Annotated in this window: 19 protein-coding genes and 1 pseudogene; 9 read left to right on the top strand and 11 right to left on the bottom strand. The window is 54.1% G+C overall.

The genetic code is table 11. The features are described 5' to 3' along the window. Nucleotides 1-333, top strand: a pseudogene (locus tag A0129_RS13945) (signal recognition particle protein); the annotation flags it as partial. A gap of 559 nt (nt 334-892) precedes the next feature. On the opposite strand, the gene A0129_RS13940 reads toward A0129_RS13945, so the two are convergent. Both A0129_RS13940 and A0129_RS13935 read right to left on the bottom strand, forming a co-directional pair. Beyond that, nucleotides 893-1591: a lytic transglycosylase domain-containing protein gene (locus tag A0129_RS13940; RefSeq protein WP_291715921.1), complete on the bottom strand. Its 699-nt coding sequence runs from the start codon at nt 1589-1591 to the stop codon at nt 893-895. After that, complete coding sequence (locus A0129_RS13935; RefSeq protein ID WP_291715918.1) at nt 1560-3320, bottom strand: proline--tRNA ligase; 1761 nt, start codon at nt 3318-3320, stop codon at nt 1560-1562. Before A0129_RS13935 ends, A0129_RS13940 begins: the two co-directional genes overlap by 32 nt. Nucleotides 3321-3460: 140 nt before the next feature. On the opposite strand from A0129_RS13935, the gene A0129_RS13930 reads away from it, so the two are divergent. Next, complete coding sequence (locus tag A0129_RS13930; RefSeq protein ID WP_275272059.1) at nt 3461-4021, top strand: RNA pyrophosphohydrolase; 561 nt, start codon at nt 3461-3463, stop codon at nt 4019-4021. A 29-nt stretch (nt 4022-4050) separates the two neighbouring features. Here the strand turns inward: A0129_RS13930 and A0129_RS13925 are convergent, their stop codons facing one another. The 8 genes from A0129_RS13925 to rplU form a co-directional block, all read right to left on the bottom strand. Next, nucleotides 4051-4683, bottom strand: a complete 633-nt coding sequence (locus tag A0129_RS13925; protein ID WP_291715917.1) for a hypothetical protein — start codon at nt 4681-4683, stop codon at nt 4051-4053. Continuing rightward, nucleotides 4680-5240 carry a pesticin C-terminus-like muramidase gene (locus tag A0129_RS13920; protein WP_291715915.1) on the bottom strand — a complete coding sequence of 187 codons (561 nt, stop codon included), beginning with the start codon at nt 5238-5240 and terminating at the stop codon, nt 4680-4682. The genes A0129_RS13925 and A0129_RS13920 overlap by 4 nt, the downstream gene beginning before the upstream one ends. Nucleotides 5241-5323: 83 nt before the next feature. Further along, nucleotides 5324-5695 carry an alpha/beta hydrolase gene (locus A0129_RS13915; RefSeq protein ID WP_291715913.1) on the bottom strand — a complete coding sequence of 124 codons (372 nt, stop codon included), beginning with the start codon at nt 5693-5695 and terminating at the stop codon, nt 5324-5326. After that, nucleotides 5695-6180 (bottom strand): alpha/beta fold hydrolase, encoded by a 486-nt coding sequence (locus tag A0129_RS13910; RefSeq protein ID WP_291715911.1) that lies wholly within the window; start codon nt 6178-6180, stop codon nt 5695-5697. The genes A0129_RS13915 and A0129_RS13910 overlap by 1 nt, the downstream gene beginning before the upstream one ends. Nucleotides 6181-6199: 19 nt before the next feature. Then, nucleotides 6200-7321 (bottom strand): glutamate 5-kinase, encoded by a 1122-nt coding sequence (proB, locus tag A0129_RS13905; protein ID WP_291715909.1) that lies wholly within the window; start codon nt 7319-7321, stop codon nt 6200-6202. A 5-nt stretch (nt 7322-7326) separates the two neighbouring features. Next, entirely contained in the window at nt 7327-8442 is a 1116-nt protein-coding gene (gene cgtA, locus A0129_RS13900) for an Obg family GTPase CgtA (protein WP_291715907.1), read from the bottom strand. 159 nt (nt 8443-8601) lie between these two features. Beyond that, complete coding sequence (gene rpmA / locus A0129_RS13895) at nt 8602-8862, bottom strand: 50S ribosomal protein L27 (RefSeq protein WP_105027263.1); 261 nt, start codon at nt 8860-8862, stop codon at nt 8602-8604. Between the two features lie 16 nt (nt 8863-8878). Further along, on the bottom strand, nt 8879-9190 hold the full coding sequence (gene rplU, locus A0129_RS13890) for a 50S ribosomal protein L21 (protein WP_291715905.1): 312 nt from the start codon (nt 9188-9190) through the stop codon (nt 8879-8881). 190 nt (nt 9191-9380) lie between these two features. Here rplU and A0129_RS13885 point away from each other — a divergent pair, with 190 nt between their 5' ends. The 6 genes from A0129_RS13885 (at nt 9381) to zapD (ending at nt 15791) form a co-directional block, all read left to right on the top strand. Further along, on the top strand, nt 9381-10373 hold the full coding sequence (locus tag A0129_RS13885; protein ID WP_291715902.1) for a polyprenyl synthetase family protein: 993 nt from the start codon (nt 9381-9383) through the stop codon (nt 10371-10373). 109 nt (nt 10374-10482) lie between these two features. Continuing rightward, nucleotides 10483-12180: a type IV-A pilus assembly ATPase PilB gene (gene pilB / locus A0129_RS13880; RefSeq protein WP_291715900.1), complete on the top strand. Its 1698-nt coding sequence runs from the start codon at nt 10483-10485 to the stop codon at nt 12178-12180. Nucleotides 12181-12200: 20 nt separating this feature from the next. Beyond that, on the top strand, nt 12201-13301 hold the full coding sequence (locus A0129_RS13875) for a type II secretion system F family protein (protein ID WP_291715898.1): 1101 nt from the start codon (nt 12201-12203) through the stop codon (nt 13299-13301). 134 nt (nt 13302-13435) lie between these two features. Continuing rightward, nucleotides 13436-14275, top strand: coding sequence for an A24 family peptidase (locus A0129_RS13870; protein WP_291715897.1), 840 nt, complete (start codon nt 13436-13438; stop codon nt 14273-14275). A 7-nt stretch (nt 14276-14282) separates the two neighbouring features. Next, nucleotides 14283-14909, top strand: a complete 627-nt coding sequence (coaE, locus tag A0129_RS13865; protein ID WP_291715895.1) for a dephospho-CoA kinase — start codon at nt 14283-14285, stop codon at nt 14907-14909. A 72-nt stretch (nt 14910-14981) separates the two neighbouring features. Beyond that, nucleotides 14982-15791, top strand: coding sequence for a cell division protein ZapD (zapD, locus tag A0129_RS13860; RefSeq protein ID WP_291715894.1), 810 nt, complete (start codon nt 14982-14984; stop codon nt 15789-15791). A gap of 6 nt (nt 15792-15797) precedes the next feature. Here zapD and A0129_RS13855 read toward each other — a convergent pair whose 3' ends face one another. After that, complete coding sequence (locus A0129_RS13855) at nt 15798-16772, bottom strand: thiamine phosphate synthase (RefSeq protein ID WP_291715892.1); 975 nt, start codon at nt 16770-16772, stop codon at nt 15798-15800. A 143-nt stretch (nt 16773-16915) separates the two neighbouring features. On the opposite strand from A0129_RS13855, the gene A0129_RS13850 reads away from it, so the two are divergent. Beyond that, a partial coding sequence (locus A0129_RS13850; protein WP_367189994.1) for an MFS transporter occupies nt 16916-17688 on the top strand: 773 nt, incomplete at its 3' end.

Raw genomic sequence — 17688 nt, 5'->3', positions numbered from 1 at the left:
AAAGGCGCTGGCGAAGTGGACGCTGCTGCGGCTGAAAAGCAGATGAAACGCACCGAGGCCATTATTTTTTCGATGACCATTGAAGAGCGGACCAAGCCTGACCTGCTAAAAGCTTCACGCAAACGCCGTATCGCAGCAGGTGCGGGCGTTCAGGTTCAGGAAGTGAACCGCTTGCTCAAGCAGTTTGAGCAAATGCGCGACATGATGAAGAGCATGCAAAAAGGTGGCTTGGCCAAATTGATGCGCAAAATGGGTGGCATGGGTGGCCCCGGCGGAAAAGGCGGCTTCCCTGGAGGCGGCATGCCGCCAGGTGGCGGGTTTCCAGGCATGTAATCGGCTTGGGTTTCAATCTCTCGCCTGCCTGTTAGCTTCCCGATCGGCTTGGGTTCCGATCTCTCGCCAGAAAACCTGTTGATCCCTTGCTGAGCCTTGCGATGCCTGAGAACGACCCCTCCTAAACTGCGGGTCGGGTCCGTTCTCTGTCGCCCATGCTGGGCAACACCGGCCCTGCTCGGCACACAAGGGCAGGTTTTCTTGAAAGCGAGGCGATCGAAACACCGCCGCCGATTGGGCGTTGAACACAGTCGTGGGTTGCGTTGTGATGGAGAAACGCTGACCGGGAGATTCGGGAGCTGAACTTGCCATGGGTCGCACTCTGCGGGTTTGAGCCAACTCGGCAGTGGGATTGCTTGGGGCGCACTTCAAGAAAATCGCCCCGTTTGAGTGGATTCGCAGCGCTCGGCCACAAGCCGACACCGAGACTCGGCCCGCCCTTTTGCCGAGCTCGGTGAGCAAGAATCCATTCAAAAAGGGATCAAGCGGTTTTCAGTGCGGAACAAGTAACCCAAGCCGAGTGGGCTACCAACAGCAGCGGTGGCCATTCAAGTTCAGATCAAAAGTCACCCGCAATTCGAGGCGCAGGCTTCGGCGGCTCAACGTAGCTATAGCCCCAATTCCGATCCAAGCGGTCATACACCAGATTGGGATAGGTCATCTTCCCGAGGCTGCCGTTGTAACGCCCCAAGGCCCGGTCCAGATTGCCTTTTTCAATATCCAGGTAATGCCGCAAAATAAGGCAGCCGTAACGAATGTTTACGCGCGGCTCAAACAACTCCCGAGAACTTCCCCGCGACAACACATCGGTCCAAAACGGCATCACCTGCATCAAGCCAATGGCCCCGGCATGGCTAACTGCATCGGCACGAAAGTTACTCTCCACTTCAATCAGGGCAAAAATAATTTGAGGGTCAATGCCAACTCGCTGCGCTTCATAGCGAATAATCTTGATCAGCTCTGTTCGCTCGCTGAAATCGGGAACACGGCGGGCCAAACGGCGCGACATCTCGGCCATCCAGTCAATTCGATGGCCGACGGAATCGAAAATTGGACGGGGTGCCGCAGGGGCATTCAAGGCGGTGCGAAGCGCCAGGCGAACATGATCCGCCATGGGTTCGTACTGCTGATTGGCATGAACCGGTGAAGCAACACCAGCCAAAGCCAATACAGCCCCGGCTAGCGCAAGCACCCGGCGGGCGCTACACGCCAACCGGGCAAATGGATTATAAAGTAACTTGCCTGTTGGCAAGTTCAACACGCAACTGCTCAAAAATTTCCCCAACTTCAACATCGCGCTTTTCAACCTTGCCATCACGCGACTGGAATTCCACTTTGCCTTCTTTCAGGCCACGGTCACCCAAGGTAACCCGCAGCGGCACGCCGATCAACTCCCAATCAGCGAACATCACACCTGGCCGCTCATCGCGGTCGTCCAGCATCACATCCACGCCAGCGTCTTTCAGCATCTGGTAAAGCCTGTCAGCCTGAGCCTTTACCTCTTCGCTTTTCTTGTAGCCAATCGGGCACAACACCACCTCGAAAGGCGCAATGCTCAACGGCCAGACAATGCCGCGGTCGTCAAAGTTTTGCTCAATCGCTGCACCCAAAATACGGGTAACACCAATGCCATAGCAACCCATTTCGATCACTGCAGGCTTGCCGTTTTCATCTAGGAATTTGGCTTGCAGGGCTTCCGAATACTTGGTGCCCAAATAAAATACGTGACCCACTTCAATGCCACGGCACATGGCCAGTACACCTTTGCCATCGGGCGAGGGGTCGCCTTCAACCACATTGCGAATGTCTGCCACCTCGGGCTCGGGTAAATCACGACCCCAATTCACGCCAGCGTAGTGATAGTCTGCGGCGTTGGCACCGCACACAAAATCACCCATGGCGGCGACACTGCGATCAGCCACGACACGCACATCAGCCGGCAAGCCGACTGGCCCCAGGTAGCCCGGCTTGGTTCCAAAAGCTGCCACAATTTCACCTTCGGTGGCCAAGCGAAGTTCTTGTACACCCGCCAGTTTGCCCAACTTGATGTCATTCACCTCATGATCGCCGCGCACAAGCGCCAAAATGATCTGTACCTTTCGGCTTGGTTTGGTTTCATTTTTATCCAGCCACTCGTTGGCAAACACCACACTCTTCACCGTTGCGGCCAAAGGCAAACCCAGCTGCGCTGCAACGGCTTCACAGGTTGAATTACCGGGAGTGTGCACCTTGTCCATGGTCTTGCTCGCAGCTGGGCGCTGCGCGGTGCAAACCGCTTCGGCCAGCTCCACATTGGCGGCGTAGTCTGAACTGGGGCAAAACGCAATTGCATCTTCACCCGTGTCGGCAATCACGTGAAACTCATGGCTGCGGTTGCCGCCAATTGAACCGGTGTCGGCATTCACTGCACGGAAGTTCAAACCCAAGCGGGTAAAAATACGGCGGTACGCGTCGTACATGACATCGTAGGTTTTCAGGGCAGCTTCTTGAGTACGGTCGAATGAATACGCGTCTTTCATCACGAATTCGCGGCCGCGCATCACGCCAAAACGTGGGCGAATTTCATCGCGAAACTTGGTTTGAATCTGATACAGGTTCAAGGGCAACTGGCGGTAGCTCTTCACTTCCTTGCGAACTACATCAGTAATCACTTCTTCATGTGTAGGGCCAATTACAAAGTCCCGGTCATGACGGTCTTTCAAACGCAGCAGCTCAGGACCGTACTTTTCCCAACGACCACTTTCTTGCCAAAGCTCGGCAGGTTGAACAGCTGGCATTAGCAATTCAAGAGCACCCGCGCGGTTCATTTCTTCGCGAACAATATTTTCTACCTTGCGAATGGAGCGCAGCCCCACGGGCATGTAGGTGTAAATGCCACCGGCCAAACGCTTGATCATGCCAGCCCGCATCATCAGCTGATGGCTGATCACTTCAGCGTCAGCAGGGGCTTCTTTCAGGGTATTCAAAAAAAACTGGGTGGCGCGCATTTGCAAAAAACTCTTGAGTAATGAATTGGTTAGAACTGCGATTGTACTTTTATCCGCCCGCAGCGCGGATACCCTAGGTGTACAAACGCAAGCTCGTGCTTATAATGACTCTGAATTGTAAAGAAATCTGCGGGGCGCGTATGCTTGATAAAGAAGGCTACCGTCCCAACGTCGGCATTATTTTGACCAATTCCCGAAAGCAGGTCTTTTGGGGTAAGCGAATTCGTGAACATTCCTGGCAATTTCCGCAGGGCGGAATTAAACATGGTGAATCGCCTGAACAAGCCATGTACCGGGAACTCCACGAAGAAGTTGGCTTGTTGCCAGAACATGTTGAAATTATAGGAAGAACCAGGAATTGGCTGCGGTACACCGTACCCGATCACTGGATTCGACGGGAATGGCGGGGAAGCTACAAAGGCCAGAAACAAATCTGGTTTTTGCTGAAATTGGTTGGAAGGGATTGCGATGTCAGCCTGCGGGCTACTGAGCACCCTGAATTTGATGCCTGGCGTTGGAACGAGTATTGGGTTCCACTTGAAAACGTTATTGATTTCAAACGGGAAGTGTACAAACAAGCATTGGGAGAGTTGGCCAAACTGCTGTTTTCCAGAAATGACCCGAGGCGATTGCCAAGGGGCGACCACTGGGAACCCGCCGTGAAAACCGAGGAAACCCAAGCAAAACCTGAGTCGACATAAAAAAACGCGAACCACTTGGTNGCGTTTTTTTATTGGGTAGCAATCCACATGCTTTTGGACTCGTCGAAAACAAACCAAACAGCCTCGTAAGAACGATAGGTGGCATCCAATATTTCATCGATCACCCACACCCACATCCTTTTTGGCCCTTCCTTTTCCTGAACGAGCAAAACCGCATTCAGGACAAAATTTCGACCCTCTCCTTGGAAACTACAGGTATTCAATCCCTCTATCGCTTCCTCGCCAAACAATTGGGTCAGCGTGGCGCCATCCGCTTCAACACGTGGTCGGAGGGAATGTTCGAAACTGCTCAAACTGAAGGTCGAACACAAAGACAGGTCTTCTTCAATCGGCTTATCCTCAAGCTTTGGTGGCCATGTGTCGGCCAGTTTCAATGCGTCACAAATTAAATAATGAGAGCGCGCAGAGTGGTTTGCGGCAGTCTCGTTTACCTCACCTTGTTGCTGAAAATACTCCTCGCAGTTACTTGCTGAACTTCCGTTCGCAAATTCGAGCTGAGGTCGAGATGTCAGTAATTCTTCAGATGGGTTTTGCACTTTTTCACGCACATCTGGATCAAGCCAGAAATAGCGATGTTCAATGGATTTGGCATTTGAGCATCCAATAAGCGTGAATAAAAGACACAGCAGAAGGGTTCTCAAAGTGCTCCCTCCATCAGGTCCGCTTCTTTATTTCTTCTCGTTGGATATTGATCCTGAAAGTTTCGAAGTATTTTGACGGCGAGTTTCCAATCCTGCCCAACGACAGAGGCCCAAAACTTTGGAGCCGACCGGGCCAATTCCAAACCGTACTGGAAAGATACGGAGGCAATCACCGTTTGAAACTCGGGCCTTAGGTCCTCGAATTTCACTGCACCACTTGAAATGGCACTGTTATATCGGTTGGCAAGATGCGCCAGATAATGGGTTTTAACCACTTGATCAATTTGTAGACATTCGGTCGTAGAAATGCTTAGCGGGCTTTTCTCGAGTTTCCTGGCAGCGTCATGCTTTTTCAGCCCAAGATAAGGTGTCAACTTTTTAAGTAGAGAACCCTGAATGCCAAGTCGACGTAGATCATCCTCGTTACGGGCTCCCAAATCAAAGCCCGTTGCAATTGTTACGCCGCTTTTACTTTTCTCCAAATCAGGTATGTAGCCGCCGGTTCTGCACCCGCCCTCTAATTTGGAAAGAAATTCGTAATCCACCTCATATGACATGGCAACCCCTTAATAAAAGGCGAAGCGTATCAACAGAGATAACGCAGAGCAAAAACCACTATTTTGGGTTAATCAAGATCGGGCTAGTGCGCAAGCAATGGCTTTAAAACAGCCAACACTCTCGTCGCGTCTTCCAAATGCGGATAGTGGCCCAAACCAGCCAGTCGAATGGTTTTTTTGCCAGGCACCAGTTCCTCGAAGCGCTGCACCATGTGTTCGCCGGAAATGGGATCTTCGACACCGTCGATCAGTGCAAATGGCATGTCGGCCTTCTGCAAGGCTTGTACCCAACGGTCGCGGTTTTCTCGCCTCTCACGCATGTACTGAATCAACAGGTGCATGCACAAGTTTCCTTTTTTGTGAGCCATCAACGTCCACGCCGCATCAATGTCGGCATCGCTCAGCCCTTCCGAGCATACGCTGCGTAGGCTGGCGGCCAGCTTTTCTTTTTTCATCAAGCGTGTGAATACAAAACCCAAGGGGCTGAGCAGCAGCTTTTGAACCAGAATGGCGCGGTGTGTTCTGGAAAAAGCCCGCCGTTGAGCATCACCACGCGCTCAAGCTTGAACCCCAGCCTACCCTCCGCATGGCGGGCCAGAAGCTCTTGCCCCACCGTGTCACCCACGTCATGGGTGATCATTGTGCATGCATCAATTCCTTTGCTTTTCAGCAAGGCTTCAGCAATGTCGGCCTGATTAAAAATGGAATGCCGCCAGGTGCGCGGCTTGTCAGAATAGCCGTACCCCAGCATGTCAAATGCAATCAGGCGATGAGTTTCGGCCAATTCAGGCCATAGCAAATGGAAGTCGTAACTGGCGGTCGGAAAACCATGAATAAGCAACAGAACAGGTTTGTTGGCGGCTGCAGTGTCTTGCACAAATATGGAGTGGCCTTTCCATTCGAAAAACTGCCCGCTGTTTTTCCACATCGACAGTTCCATCGGCGCACTCCAATTCGTGTTAGGCCAATACCACCATGTTGTCGCGGTGAATCAGCTCGGGTTCATCCAGATAACCAAGGATGGACTCTATCGCGCTGGTGGGTTGCTTGGCAATTTTTTTGACCTCAGCAGCTGCATAATTCACCAGGCCACGGGCCACTTCCTCGCCCTCAGGGCTCAAGCAGGCGACTACATCACCACGCTGAAAATTGCCTTGACAACCGGTAACGCCAATTGGCAGAAGGCTGCCCTTTTTCTTGCGCAAAGCCTCTGCGGCACCGGCATCCAGCAGGAGTGAGCCTTTCAATTTCAAATGGTCGGCCATCCACTGCTTCCGTGCAGCCAGGCGACCCATGGGAGCCTTCAAGTAGGTGCCCACGGATTCACCTTTCATGAGGCGAACCAGCACATTGGGCTCATGGCCACTGGCAATGACCGTGGCGGCGCCACTTCGTGCGGCCCGCTTGGCCGCCAGAATTTTCGTGATCATGCCGCCAGTGCCTACACTGCTGCCAGCACCGCCTGCCATTTTTTCAAGCTCTGGGTTGCCTGCGGTTTCTTCGTGGATGAATTTGGCATCCGGGTTCTTGCGGGGGTCAGCGCTATACAGTCCCACCTGGTCGGTCAAGATAACCAAGGTGTCCGCTTCCACCAAGTTGGTGACCAAGGCACCCAAGGTGTCGTTGTCACCAAAGCGAATTTCATCGGTGACCACTGTGTCGTTTTCATTGATGATGGGCACCACTTTGTGGCCCAAAAGCGAATACAGGGTGGAGCGGGCGTTCAGGTAACGTTCGCGATCAGCCAGATCAGCGTGGGTTAGCAAGACCTGCGCGCATACAAGCCCATGTTCAGCGAAACCGATTTCATAGGCATGCACCAATCCCATTTGCCCCACCGCCGCGGCGGCTTGCAGTTCATGAATTTCTTTGGGGCGCTTGGCCCATTTCAGGCGTTTCATACCCTCAGCAATCGCACCGGACGATACCAACACCACCTCGCAGCCTTGGTTCGTCAATTCGGCAATTTGTGCTGCCCAGGCCCGAATGGACTCCATGTCCACGCCCTTGCCGCCTTTGGTGACCAGGGAGCTGCCTACTTTAACAACTACACGTTGATTTGCCAGAGATTTCTCTGCCACGGAAATTACTCCTGATCGTCGTCAGTTTCTTGAGGATTGATGAGTGTACCTGTGCTTTCGCGAAAGCGTGCGTCAGGCTCGGGCGGAAACTCAACCTGCATTTGCTGCACCAGGTTCTCGTACACCGAACGCATCAAGTTCGCCGTGTTCTCACCTGTCAAACTCGAGATGGGGTGAACCTGGCCCTGCCAACCGGTTTTCTCGCGGTAACGGGTCACAAAATCGTCGATTTTCGCTTTCCGGTCGCCTTCCGCAATCATGTCGATTTTATTCAACACCAACCAGCGGGGTTTGGCCCACAAGTTTTCATCGTATTTGCGCAGTTCTTCAACAATGGCAGCAGCCTCGTGCACTGGGTCTACGTTTTCATCGAAAGGGGCCAAGTCGACCAAGTGCAACAGTACCCGTGTGCGACTGAGGTGTTTCAAAAACTGGTGACCCAAGCCCGCACCTTCAGCGGCACCTTCAATTAAACCAGGCACATCGGCGATCACGAAGCTTTGTGCGTGCCCAATGCGTACCACACCCAGGTTAGGGTGCAGGGTCGTAAACGGGTAATCTGCAATCTTTGGGCGGGCGTTTGACACTGCGGCTATCAAGGTGGATTTGCCGGCATTGGGCATGCCCAGCAACCCCACGTCCGCCAGCACCTTCAGTTCCAGCTTGTAGCGGGCGGACTCCCCGTCTTTGCCTTTGGTGAATTGACGCGGCGCCCGGTTCACGCTGCTTTTAAAGTGAATATTGCCCAAGCCGCCGTCGCCACCCTTGGCAATCAAAACCTGCTGGCCGTGCTCCGTGAGGTCGGCCACAACCAGGCCGGTTTCAGCATTCACAATGGTGGTACCCACCGGCATTTTCAACACGATGTCGGGACCTGCGGCACCATAGCAATCCGAGCCACGGCCATTTTCACCATTTTTGGCACGGTGTTGCTTCGAAAAGCGGTAATCAATCAAGGTATTCAGGTTGCGGTCGGCCTCGGCAAACACGCTGCCACCCTTGCCGCCATCACCACCATCTGGCCCGCCTTTAGGAATGAATTTCTCGCGACGAAAGCTGCCAGAGCCATTACCGCCCTTGCCCGCGAACACCTCAATTGTTGCTTCGTCGATGAATTTCATGTCTGTTCCCGATAACTGCGCCTGATAACCAGGCTTGATAACCAAGCCTGCCGACTTGGTTTGTTTTACTCTGAAAATGAATGTACTTGGCCCAAAACGAAAATAGCCCTGCAATGCAGGGCTATTGGACCAAGCACGGTGTGCGGTGCAAACGAAGGATTAGCCTTCGCTGACCACGCTCACAGTTTTGCGGCGCAAGGCGCCCTTCACTGAGAACTGCACCTGACCGTCGGTCAGTGCAAACAATGTGTGATCTTTGCCCATGCCGACGTTGTCGCCAGCATGAAAACGTGTACCGCGTTGGCGAATGATGATGCCGCCGGCATTGATTGCCTGGCCGCCAAACACCTTCACACCCAGTCGCTTGGCTTCTGAGTCACGTCCGTTGCGCGTAGAGCCGCCGCCTTTCTTACTTGCCATGAGTCATTCTCCTCTATCAAGCGTTGATGGCTTGGATCTGGATTTGAGTGAAGTTCTGGCGATGGCCTTGACGCTTTTGATAGTGCTTGCGACGACGCATCTTGAAGATCTTCACTTTGTCGTGACGACCGTGTGCCAAAACAACTGCCTTGACCGAAGCCCCTTGAACCAGTGGAGTACCCACTTTAACTGTGTCACCGCTACCAACAGCGAGCACTTCGTCCAGAGAGATTTCTTGGCCAATGTCAGCAGGTATCTGTTCTACTTTAAGTTTTTCACCAGCAGCAACCTTGTATTGCTTGCCGCCGGTTTTTATGACCGCGTACATAGTTGACCCTTAGTTTCTTGATAATCGAACCCGAAAAAATTCGGATAGCCCGCAATTATGCTCGGAAAGTGCAATGTTGTCAAAGCCTTGTGATCATTCATCGTTCATTCTGCTCATGAAACGCGGCTTTTGGCAAACACCGTCAAGTACAATAAGCGCAACATAAATCAACCAGACATGCAGTGAACCCATGCCCAGCCCAGCGCCCAGTGTGAAAAGCGTGTTGTCCCCCATCGCGGCCGACATGCAGCAACTTGACCAGGTCATTCGAACCAGCCTGCATTCCGAGGTCAGCCTGATTAACCAAATCAGCGATTACATCATCAACGCCGGTGGAAAACGCCTGCGCCCCGCATTGGTCATTTTGACAGCCCGGGCACTGGGCGCAAACCCACAACAGATGCAGCAAGCCATTGAATTGGCAGCAATTGTTGAATTCATTCATACCGCAACGCTGCTACACGACGATGTGGTCGATGAATCGGACATGCGCCGTGGTCGTCTCACCGCAAACGCCGAATACGGAAACTCCGCCGCTGTACTGGTGGGCGACTTCCTCTATTCGCGCTCATTTCAGATGATGGTAAAAATTGGTTTGATGGATGTGATGGATGTGCTTTCTGAGGCCACCAACACCATCGCCGAAGGCGAGGTATTGCAATTGCTCAACTGCAAGGATCCCGACGTCACAGAAGCCCGATACATGCAGGTCATCGACTTCAAAACCGCCAAGTTGTTTGAAGCTTCATGCCGCCTGGCGGGGATTGTGACCGGTCAAAGCAAGGAAGTGATCGCCAACCTGGGTCAATTTGGAGCAGAAGTAGGCAGCGCTTTTCAGTTGATCGACGATGTGCTCGATTACGCCGGGGAAAGTGCGGCTTTGGGAAAAAACGTGGGCGACGACCTGCGCGAGGGCAAACCCACCCTGCCCCTGATTCACGCCATGCAACATGCCGCACCGCAGGTACAAACCCAAATCCGGGATGCGATTGCCAACGGGGGCACACAAGACGTAAACGCCATTATGGCAAGCATTGAGCAAACCGGTTCGCTGGACTACACCCGAAACAAGGCACAGGCGCTTGCAGAATCAGCGAAAACCCGCTTGGGATCATTGGCCAGTAACCCTTACACTGAGTCCTTGGCGATGTTGTGCGACGTTGCGGTGAATCGCAACGCCTGATTGTCACTGAAAAACATCCGCCTAGGTGATTGATAAGTACATACTGAATACGCATAGTTGGGCAACACACATCTCGATCCAAACCCTTCACTTTCAAGGACCTTGATCTATGAGCATCAGTAGTGCAATTGTCAAAAGCTCAGGGCTTGTGCGGGCACTGACCGCCAAAGGGATTCTCGACAACGCCCAGCTGGAGCAATTGACTGCTGAGGAGGCCCAAGGCCGCTCAGTGGCCGAGTGGATTGTCAACAATGGCCTGGTAAGCGCAGAGCTTCTTGCGAGCACGGTTGCACAGCACTTCGGCTACCCTTTGCTTGACCTGAGTCAGTTTGACGACACCCGTGAGAGCATTGAAGCTGACTTGATCCAGGCTGAAAAGGGACTGGAAGCTTTTGTATTGAATCGCCGCCACGGTTCGCTCAGCGTGGCCATGGCGGACCCCACCGACCTCAGCACCATTCAGCAACTGAAATTTCGTACGCAGCTGCAGGTGGAACCTGTGGTGGTTGAATATGACAAATTGATCAGTCGAATCGAAAAAAATGACCCCTCTCAAGGTATGGACGAAGGCCTGCTGACTGAGGTGGAATCTGATGCCGGCAATTCAATCAACGAAGAAGCCTCACCTGACGTAGACGATGCACCCATCGTGCGATTTGTTCAGCGAGTGTTAAGCGATGCACTGAAAAAAGGGGCCTCGGATATTCATTTTGAGCCCTACGAAAAAAGTTACCGGGTTCGATTCCGCATTGATGGCGTGCTGCAGGAAGCCTCTCAGCCCCCGCTGGCCGCCAAATCGAAAATCGCGGCCCGAATCAAGATCATGAGCCGCCTGAACACCACCGAAACTCGTGTGCCTCAAGACGGCCGAATTCGGCTTACGCTGGGTGCTGACGAACGAAAAATCGACTTCCGGGTCAGCACGCTACCCACCTTGTTCGGTGAGAAAATCGTGATGCGACTGCTCGACTCCAGCAAATCATTGCTGAAACTTGAGCAACTCGGGTTTGACAACACCCAGCGTTCGGCTGTCGAAAAAGCCTTGGCAAAGCCACACGGCATGATTCTCGTCACAGGCCCCACAGGCAGCGGTAAAACCGTGTCTCTGTATACCTTTCTTCAAATGCTGAACAACGATTCCATCAACATCAGCACTGTCGAAGACCCCGCGGAAATCAACCTGCCAGGAATCAACCAGGTCAACATCAACGAGCGGATCGGCTTGACGTTTGCCAAAGCCCTTCGGGCCCTGCTACGCCAGGATCCTGACGTCATCATGGTCGGTGAAATCCGCGACCTTGAGACTGCAGACATCTCAATCAAGGCATCTCAGACGGGTCACAAGGTGCTGTCAACCCTTCATACCAACGACGCCGTCTCGTCGATTATCCGCCTGAAAAACATGGGCGTTGAAACCTTCAACATCGCCTCCTCGGTCAGCCTGATTATTGCCCAACGGCTGGTGCGAAAACTGTGCAACTGCAAGTCGCCACACCCACTTGGGCTACAGGCCTTGACCACGTCGGGCCTGCTGAAGGAAGTCCCCCAAGAGGATTGGACACCCTTCTGTGCGGTGGGCTGCGAAGCGTGTAATGGCACAGGATATTCAGGTCGCACCGGAATTTACGAAGTATTACCCGTGTCCGAGGCCATGCAGGAACTCATTATTTCGGGCGCCTCAGCGCTCGAACTGGAGCGTCTCGCCCGCCAGGAAGGCATCGACAGCATGAGTGAATCTGGCGTTGCCAAGGTTCGCTTGGGCATCACCAGCATTGAGGAAATTCTGAGCGCGACAAAAGCCGATTAATCTGCCTGCGAGCGCGCGCGATGAATGCCAATCTGAGAGAGAAACCCGCCTCCGGGGATCTGCTGTTTTTATGGACAGAAAAACCCAAAAGCAAAACACAAAAACCCCGAACAGGTGAAATCAGGGCCAAATCAATCGACCACGCCCGTTATCAGTTGAGCCGACAAGGGGTCAAACCCAGCTCGCTTCGAAAAGCCAAACCCTACACCGGCCGCAAAATTCCACTCGTGTTGGTGGCCTCTTTTGTCAGGCAGCTTGCAGTCATGATTCAGTCAGGTGTACCGCTTGGGCAGAGCCTGGGGCTGATTGCAGGTGGCATGACCAGCAAATCAAAACGAGGTATGCAGGCAGTGGTCAGAGCCATTCGGGCTGACGTAGAAAGCGGCTTAAAACTCAGCGAGGCCATGCGCAAACATCCCCGTTGCTTCGACAACCTGTTTTGTAACACCCTGGCTGCCGGCGAAAATGCTGGGGAACTGGACAGCGCACTGGGCCGATTGGCCACTCACATTGAAAAAACCTTGCGCATCCGCCAAAAGGTGCGTAAAGCCATGATTTACCCAAGCATTGTGGTGCTGGTGGCCATTGCAGTCACTGTGGGCATGCTTCTATTCGTATTGCCCTCGTTCAAATCCATTTACTCGCAGTTCGATGCCGAGTTGCCTTTGCTCACCACCCTGCTGCTGAAAGCCTCTGGCTTTCTTCAGGAATATGGGCTCATCGTGCTGGCGGGTTTTGGTCTGGGCATTTACAGCCTGTATCAAATGTATCGCCGAAATCAACAATTCAAGAACTCCATGGACATACTGCTGTTGCGCCTGCCTTTGATTGGCGATCTCATGAAAACGGCTGTTCACGCGCGCTGGACGCGTACTTTCGCGACGCTCAGTGCATCGGGGGTACCGATCACCTCTGCGCTTGAGTCAGTGGCCAGTGTGTCCCAAATTCGAAGCTTTCAGGACGCCACGCTTGAAATACGGCAAGCCGTTGCCTCGGGTGGTCGGGTTTCTGACAGCATGGAAAACAGTCGGCTGTTCCCGCCCGAATCCATCCAGATGATCCGGATCGGAGAAGAATCGGGCAGGATGGACTCCATGCTTGAGCGATTGGCCAACCAATAAGAGACCAATCTGGATGACAAAGTGGATACACTGTCTACCGTGATGGAGCCCATGATCATGTGCATCATTGGCATACTGGTGGGCGTGCTGATTGTGGGCATGTACATGCCGATCTTCAATATGGGAGATATTGTTTGACCGCACTGAATAGTTTGGAGCCATTCCATTGGCTTGTACTAAGCGTGCTGCTTGGGCTGTGCATTGGGTCGTTTTTGAATGTCGTCGCCCACCGCCTGCCCATCATGATGCAACGCGCATGGGATGCCGACCTGGCCGAGGCACAAGGCCGAGAGCCTGAGGAATTTCAGCGGTTTAACCTGTTTCTGCCGGCCTCCCACTGCCCCGCTTGTAAAACGCCTTTGAAAGCATGGCACAACATTCCCGTGATTTCCTACCTGCTTCTTCGTGGCCAATGCGGGCATTGCAAAAGCCGCGTGTCGGTGCGTTATCCGGTGGTTGAGCTACTTTGTGGGGGTCTTTTTCTGGCCATCGCCTTACTCCACCCGCCCGGCGTCGTCGGTCTGGCTTTAATGGCATTTGCAGCCTGTCTGCTGGTCCTGGCGCTGATCGATCTTGATACTTACCTGCTGCCCGATAGCATCACATTGCCGCTTCTGTGGGCTGGTTTGTTGTTCAACCTTTTTGTTGAATTCGTGCCGTTGGCCAGCGCGGTGTCGGGGGCAGCCATGGGCTACCTGGTGTTGTGGCTGATTTACCAACTTTTCAAACTGGCCACCGGCAAAGAAGGCATGGGCTATGGGGACTTCAAGTTGCTGGCTGCAATTGGTGCGTGGCTGGGCATCACCTCTCTGTTTAGCGTGGTGTTGTTTGCCTCCGTATCCGGCATTGTGTTTGGCCTGATCATTCAAACCATCCGTGGCAAGAAGAAAACGGAGGCCTTTCCCTTTGGTCCCTGTCTGGTGATGGGGGCCTTGGCGTGGATGGCAGGCTTTGACCTGACCCGATGGATTTAAACAAGCGATGCACATAGCCCTGAACAAACCCAAGCAACTGGTCGTTGGCTTGACTGGCGGAATCGGGTCCGGGAAAACTGCCGTTTCCAACCGGCTTCAAGCCTTGGGTGCAACCATCATCGACACTGATGAAATAGCCCATAGCCTCACCAAGGTCGGGGGGCTTGCCATGCCTGACATACAAAAGACGTTTGGTGAGGAGGCCCTCCTTCCTGACGGCAGCATGAACCGCGACTACATGCGGGCTTTGGTTTTCAAAGATCCGGGGAAGCGTATTGAACTGGAGAAAATTCTTCACCCGAAAATCCGCGAGCTCGTGCAGCAGTACCTGAACGCCGGTGCCCCGCTTTACTTTGTGCTGGTGGTGCCCCTGCTGTTTGAAAAAGGAGGCTGGGGTGAACTGATGGATGAAATCATCGTGGTCGATTGCCCGGAGGAACAACAGGTACGCAGAGTTATTCAACGCAATGGTTGGCCCGAAACGCAAGTGCGTACAGTGATGCAAAACCAGGCCACCCGAGAGAGACGGCGGGCAGGTGCGACACAGGTGATCGAAAACAATGGTGATCTAGCCGAACTGATTGAAAAAATCGACTTTATGCACCAAAAATTAATAAAAAAGGCGCAAAAATGACCTTGCTATTTGCATGAAAACCACAGGTGCGCCACAATCACACCTGATGTTTCTTTTAATTGCGATGGCTCGGTGACTCAAGTTACAGACGAACAACAGACCAGCAATCCGGTCACTCAAATCACCACATACGAGTTTCCACTCAACGAGAGAATTCGCACGCTGTTGCGCCTTGAAGATTTGTTTGCCAAATTCGGCTTCTTCATGGCTCAAGACCATCGGCTGGACCACCACACCGCCCTGCTCACCCTGTTTGAAATCATTGAAGTCGGCTCAAGAGCTGATCTGAAAAGCGATTTGCTTCAGGAGCTTGACAGGCAGCGCACGTCGCTGGTTCAGTTTCGAGGCCACCCAGGCGTTGATCGCAACATGCTGGAAGACACCTTGGCCAGCATTGACTCCACGGCCACTCAGTTGAATCAGTGCAACGGTCGATTGGGTTATCATCTTCGTGACAATGAATTTTTGATGATTATTCGCAGCCGTTGCACCATTCCGGGTGGTGTTTGCGAATTTGATTTGCCCGGCTATCACCGCTGGCAATCCCGTTCAGCGCAGGCGAGACGCCTTGACATTGAGGCCTGGTTCGAGCCCATGCGACCTCTGGCCAAAGCCATTGAACTTGTCTTGAAGATCTTGCGCCATAGTGGCGAAATGAGCGTGGTAACAGCCGAACAAGGCAATTACACTCAGCAAATGAGCGGCAAAACATTTCAGCTTTTGCGGGTCGATCTACCCAGTGACCTGGAAGTGGTACCCGAATTCAGCGCCAACAAATACATGCTGTGGATTCGATTCAACATTCCGAATGCCAACGGGGTCAGCAAAAACAACCCCTATCTGGAACCCATTGAGTTCAAGATCAGGCTTTGTAACCTGTAAGTTTGCTCAGCCCACCCCAAACTGACTGAGCATGGCAATTCCGTGGGCACCATGCCTGCGTGCATCCGGCATGTCACCCCAGGCCAAGCCTCCAATCGCAAATACAGGCAAGCGCGCGCCCAGCGCACTGTCAAGAAACCCTTGCCAACCCAAACCGGGTTGCCCCGGGTGCGAGGAAGTAGGCTTCACCGCACCCAAGACGGCATAACTCAAACCTCGATCAAAAGCCATGTGCAGACTGTCAGTATCGTGCACCGACGCACCCGCACACTGTACACCCTGGAATTGACCGGACAACAAATGAGCCTGCGTCAAATGAAGCGGACACGGCAAAGCGTCCAGATGCACTGCGAGATTGATCCATGTATCGGAATTCAACAACATGGCCTGTCCGGTCTTTTGACACAAGCCATAACAGTGCTCAAAGGCTTGAATCAAGGCATCGCCCTTTAGGGTCTTTTCACGAAACTGAACATAAATCGGCATTGTGGCCCGGCTCAGTCCCTGTTCCAATCGCTTGGCACAAGCCTCAAACCCGGCTTCGTAATTGCTCAACGCCATGACTGTGGGCTGCGCCAATTTGGGCAGCAAGGGTTCCGTGGCTGGCAGAATCGGAGACAAGTCTGAGCTGTCAAGGCTAGCCCAAGTGAAGCGCTGGTTCTCCAGCGACTTGGGGCTGCCATCAAAACGCCACACCCGGTACAAATGCAAACGCACGTTGGCATGCTCGTAGCCACCGGCCTCATAGATGCCCAGGCGTACGCCCAGACGGTTGGCCTCCTGATCCAGGCCCCAGGCCACGCCCCACCAGTAGCGGTCCTTGCCATGGGGCAGTAGCGCGCAGATCCGCCAGGGCTGGCTGGCCACCGGCAGAGGCCGGTAATCCAGCAGGCGGCCATCGGCACGTACCGGATACGGAAACCACTCGGCTGCCAGCAATGGCTGACAGGCCAGCGAAAGCCACAGAGATAACCAGCGCATGAAGCCATCCTTAGCCCTTGCCGGGCGATGTGCCAGTCAACCCAGCGTAGCACTCCCGTTGACTCGCGCCTGCCCGCAGCCTGCCGCAGTTGCCCCTGCTGAACCAGCAGCCTAGAGTGAAGGACACAAACCATGAGAACAGCATGACCACCCCTGCCCTGCTCGATCCACGCACCGCCCGCCTGCTGCCTTGGATAGTCGCCATCGCCTTCTTCATGCAGACGCTGGACGGCACCATCCTCAACACCGCTCTGCCCGCCATGGCCCATGACCTGGGCGAAGATCCGCTGCGCATGCAGTCGGTGGTGATCGCCTACATGCTCACCGTGGCGCTGCTGATTCCCGCCTCCGGCTGGATCGCCGACCGCTTCGGCACACGGCGCATCTTCTTCGGCGCCATCGCCCTGTTCAGCCTGGGCTCGCTGCTCTGCGCACTGTCCGAGTCGCTCGCCATGCTGGTCGGCGCACGAGTGATCCAGGGCCTGGGCGGCGCCCTGATGATGCCGGTGGGGCGTCTGGTGGTGCTGCGCGCCTACCCGCGAACCGAACTGGTGCGGATCATGAGCTTCATCACCCTACCCGGCCTGCTCGGCCCGTTGATCGGCCCGACCCTCGGCGGCTGGCTGGTGGAAGCGGCCAGCTGGCACTGGATCTTCCTCATCAACCTGCCGGTCGGCCTGCTCGGCTGCTGGGCAGCGATGCGCTACATGCCAGATCTGCGCGGCCCGCAGCGCAGCCGTTTCGATACCCCGGGTTTCCTCCTGTTCGGCGCCGCCATGCTGCTGATCACCGTGGCCCTGGAAGGCCTCGGCGAGCTGAAACTGCCGGCCCCTGCGCGTGACCCTGCTGCTGGTCGGTGGCCTAGCCTGCCTGGCGGTGTACTGGCTGCGCGCCGCGCGTATCGCCGAGCCGCTGT

The sequence above is a fragment of the Limnobacter sp. CACIAM 66H1 genome, from assembly GCF_001601825.1.
GTDB lineage: Bacteria > Pseudomonadota > Gammaproteobacteria > Burkholderiales > Burkholderiaceae_B > Limnobacter.
Note: the sequence above shows the minus strand (reverse complement) of the source record. Positions and strands in the feature narration are given on the sequence as shown.

Excerpts from the sequence above, each read along its gene's own strand:
- rplU (WP_291715905.1), bottom strand. The coding sequence starts at position 9,190 with ATGTACGCGGTCATAAAAACCGGCGGCAAGCAATACAAGGTTGCTGCT.
- A0129_RS13920 (WP_291715915.1), bottom strand. The coding sequence starts at position 5,240 with ATGTCATATGAGGTGGATTACGAATTTCTTTCCAAATTAGAGGGCGGG.
- rpmA (WP_105027263.1), bottom strand. The coding sequence starts at position 8,862 with ATGGCAAGTAAGAAAGGCGGCGGCTCTACGCGCAACGGACGTGACTCA.
- A0129_RS13855 (WP_291715892.1), bottom strand. The coding sequence starts at position 16,772 with ATGCGCTGGTTATCTCTGTGGCTTTCGCTGGCCTGTCAGCCATTGCTG.
- A0129_RS13875 (WP_291715898.1), top strand. The coding sequence starts at position 12,201 with ATGAATGCCAATCTGAGAGAGAAACCCGCCTCCGGGGATCTGCTGTTT.
- A0129_RS13915 (WP_291715913.1), bottom strand. The coding sequence starts at position 5,695 with ATGAAAAAAGAAAAGCTGGCCGCCAGCCTACGCAGCGTATGCTCGGAA.
- A0129_RS13885 (WP_291715902.1), top strand. The coding sequence starts at position 9,381 with ATGCCCAGCCCAGCGCCCAGTGTGAAAAGCGTGTTGTCCCCCATCGCG.
- coaE (WP_291715895.1), top strand. The coding sequence starts at position 14,283 with ATGCACATAGCCCTGAACAAACCCAAGCAACTGGTCGTTGGCTTGACT.
- pilB (WP_291715900.1), top strand. The coding sequence starts at position 10,483 with ATGAGCATCAGTAGTGCAATTGTCAAAAGCTCAGGGCTTGTGCGGGCA.
- A0129_RS13935 (WP_291715918.1), bottom strand. The coding sequence starts at position 3,320 with ATGCGCGCCACCCAGTTTTTTTTGAATACCCTGAAAGAAGCCCCTGCT.
- A0129_RS13910 (WP_291715911.1), bottom strand. The coding sequence starts at position 6,180 with ATGGAACTGTCGATGTGGAAAAACAGCGGGCAGTTTTTCGAATGGAAA.
- cgtA (WP_291715907.1), bottom strand. The coding sequence starts at position 8,442 with ATGAAATTCATCGACGAAGCAACAATTGAGGTGTTCGCGGGCAAGGGC.
- A0129_RS13930 (WP_275272059.1), top strand. The coding sequence starts at position 3,461 with ATGCTTGATAAAGAAGGCTACCGTCCCAACGTCGGCATTATTTTGACC.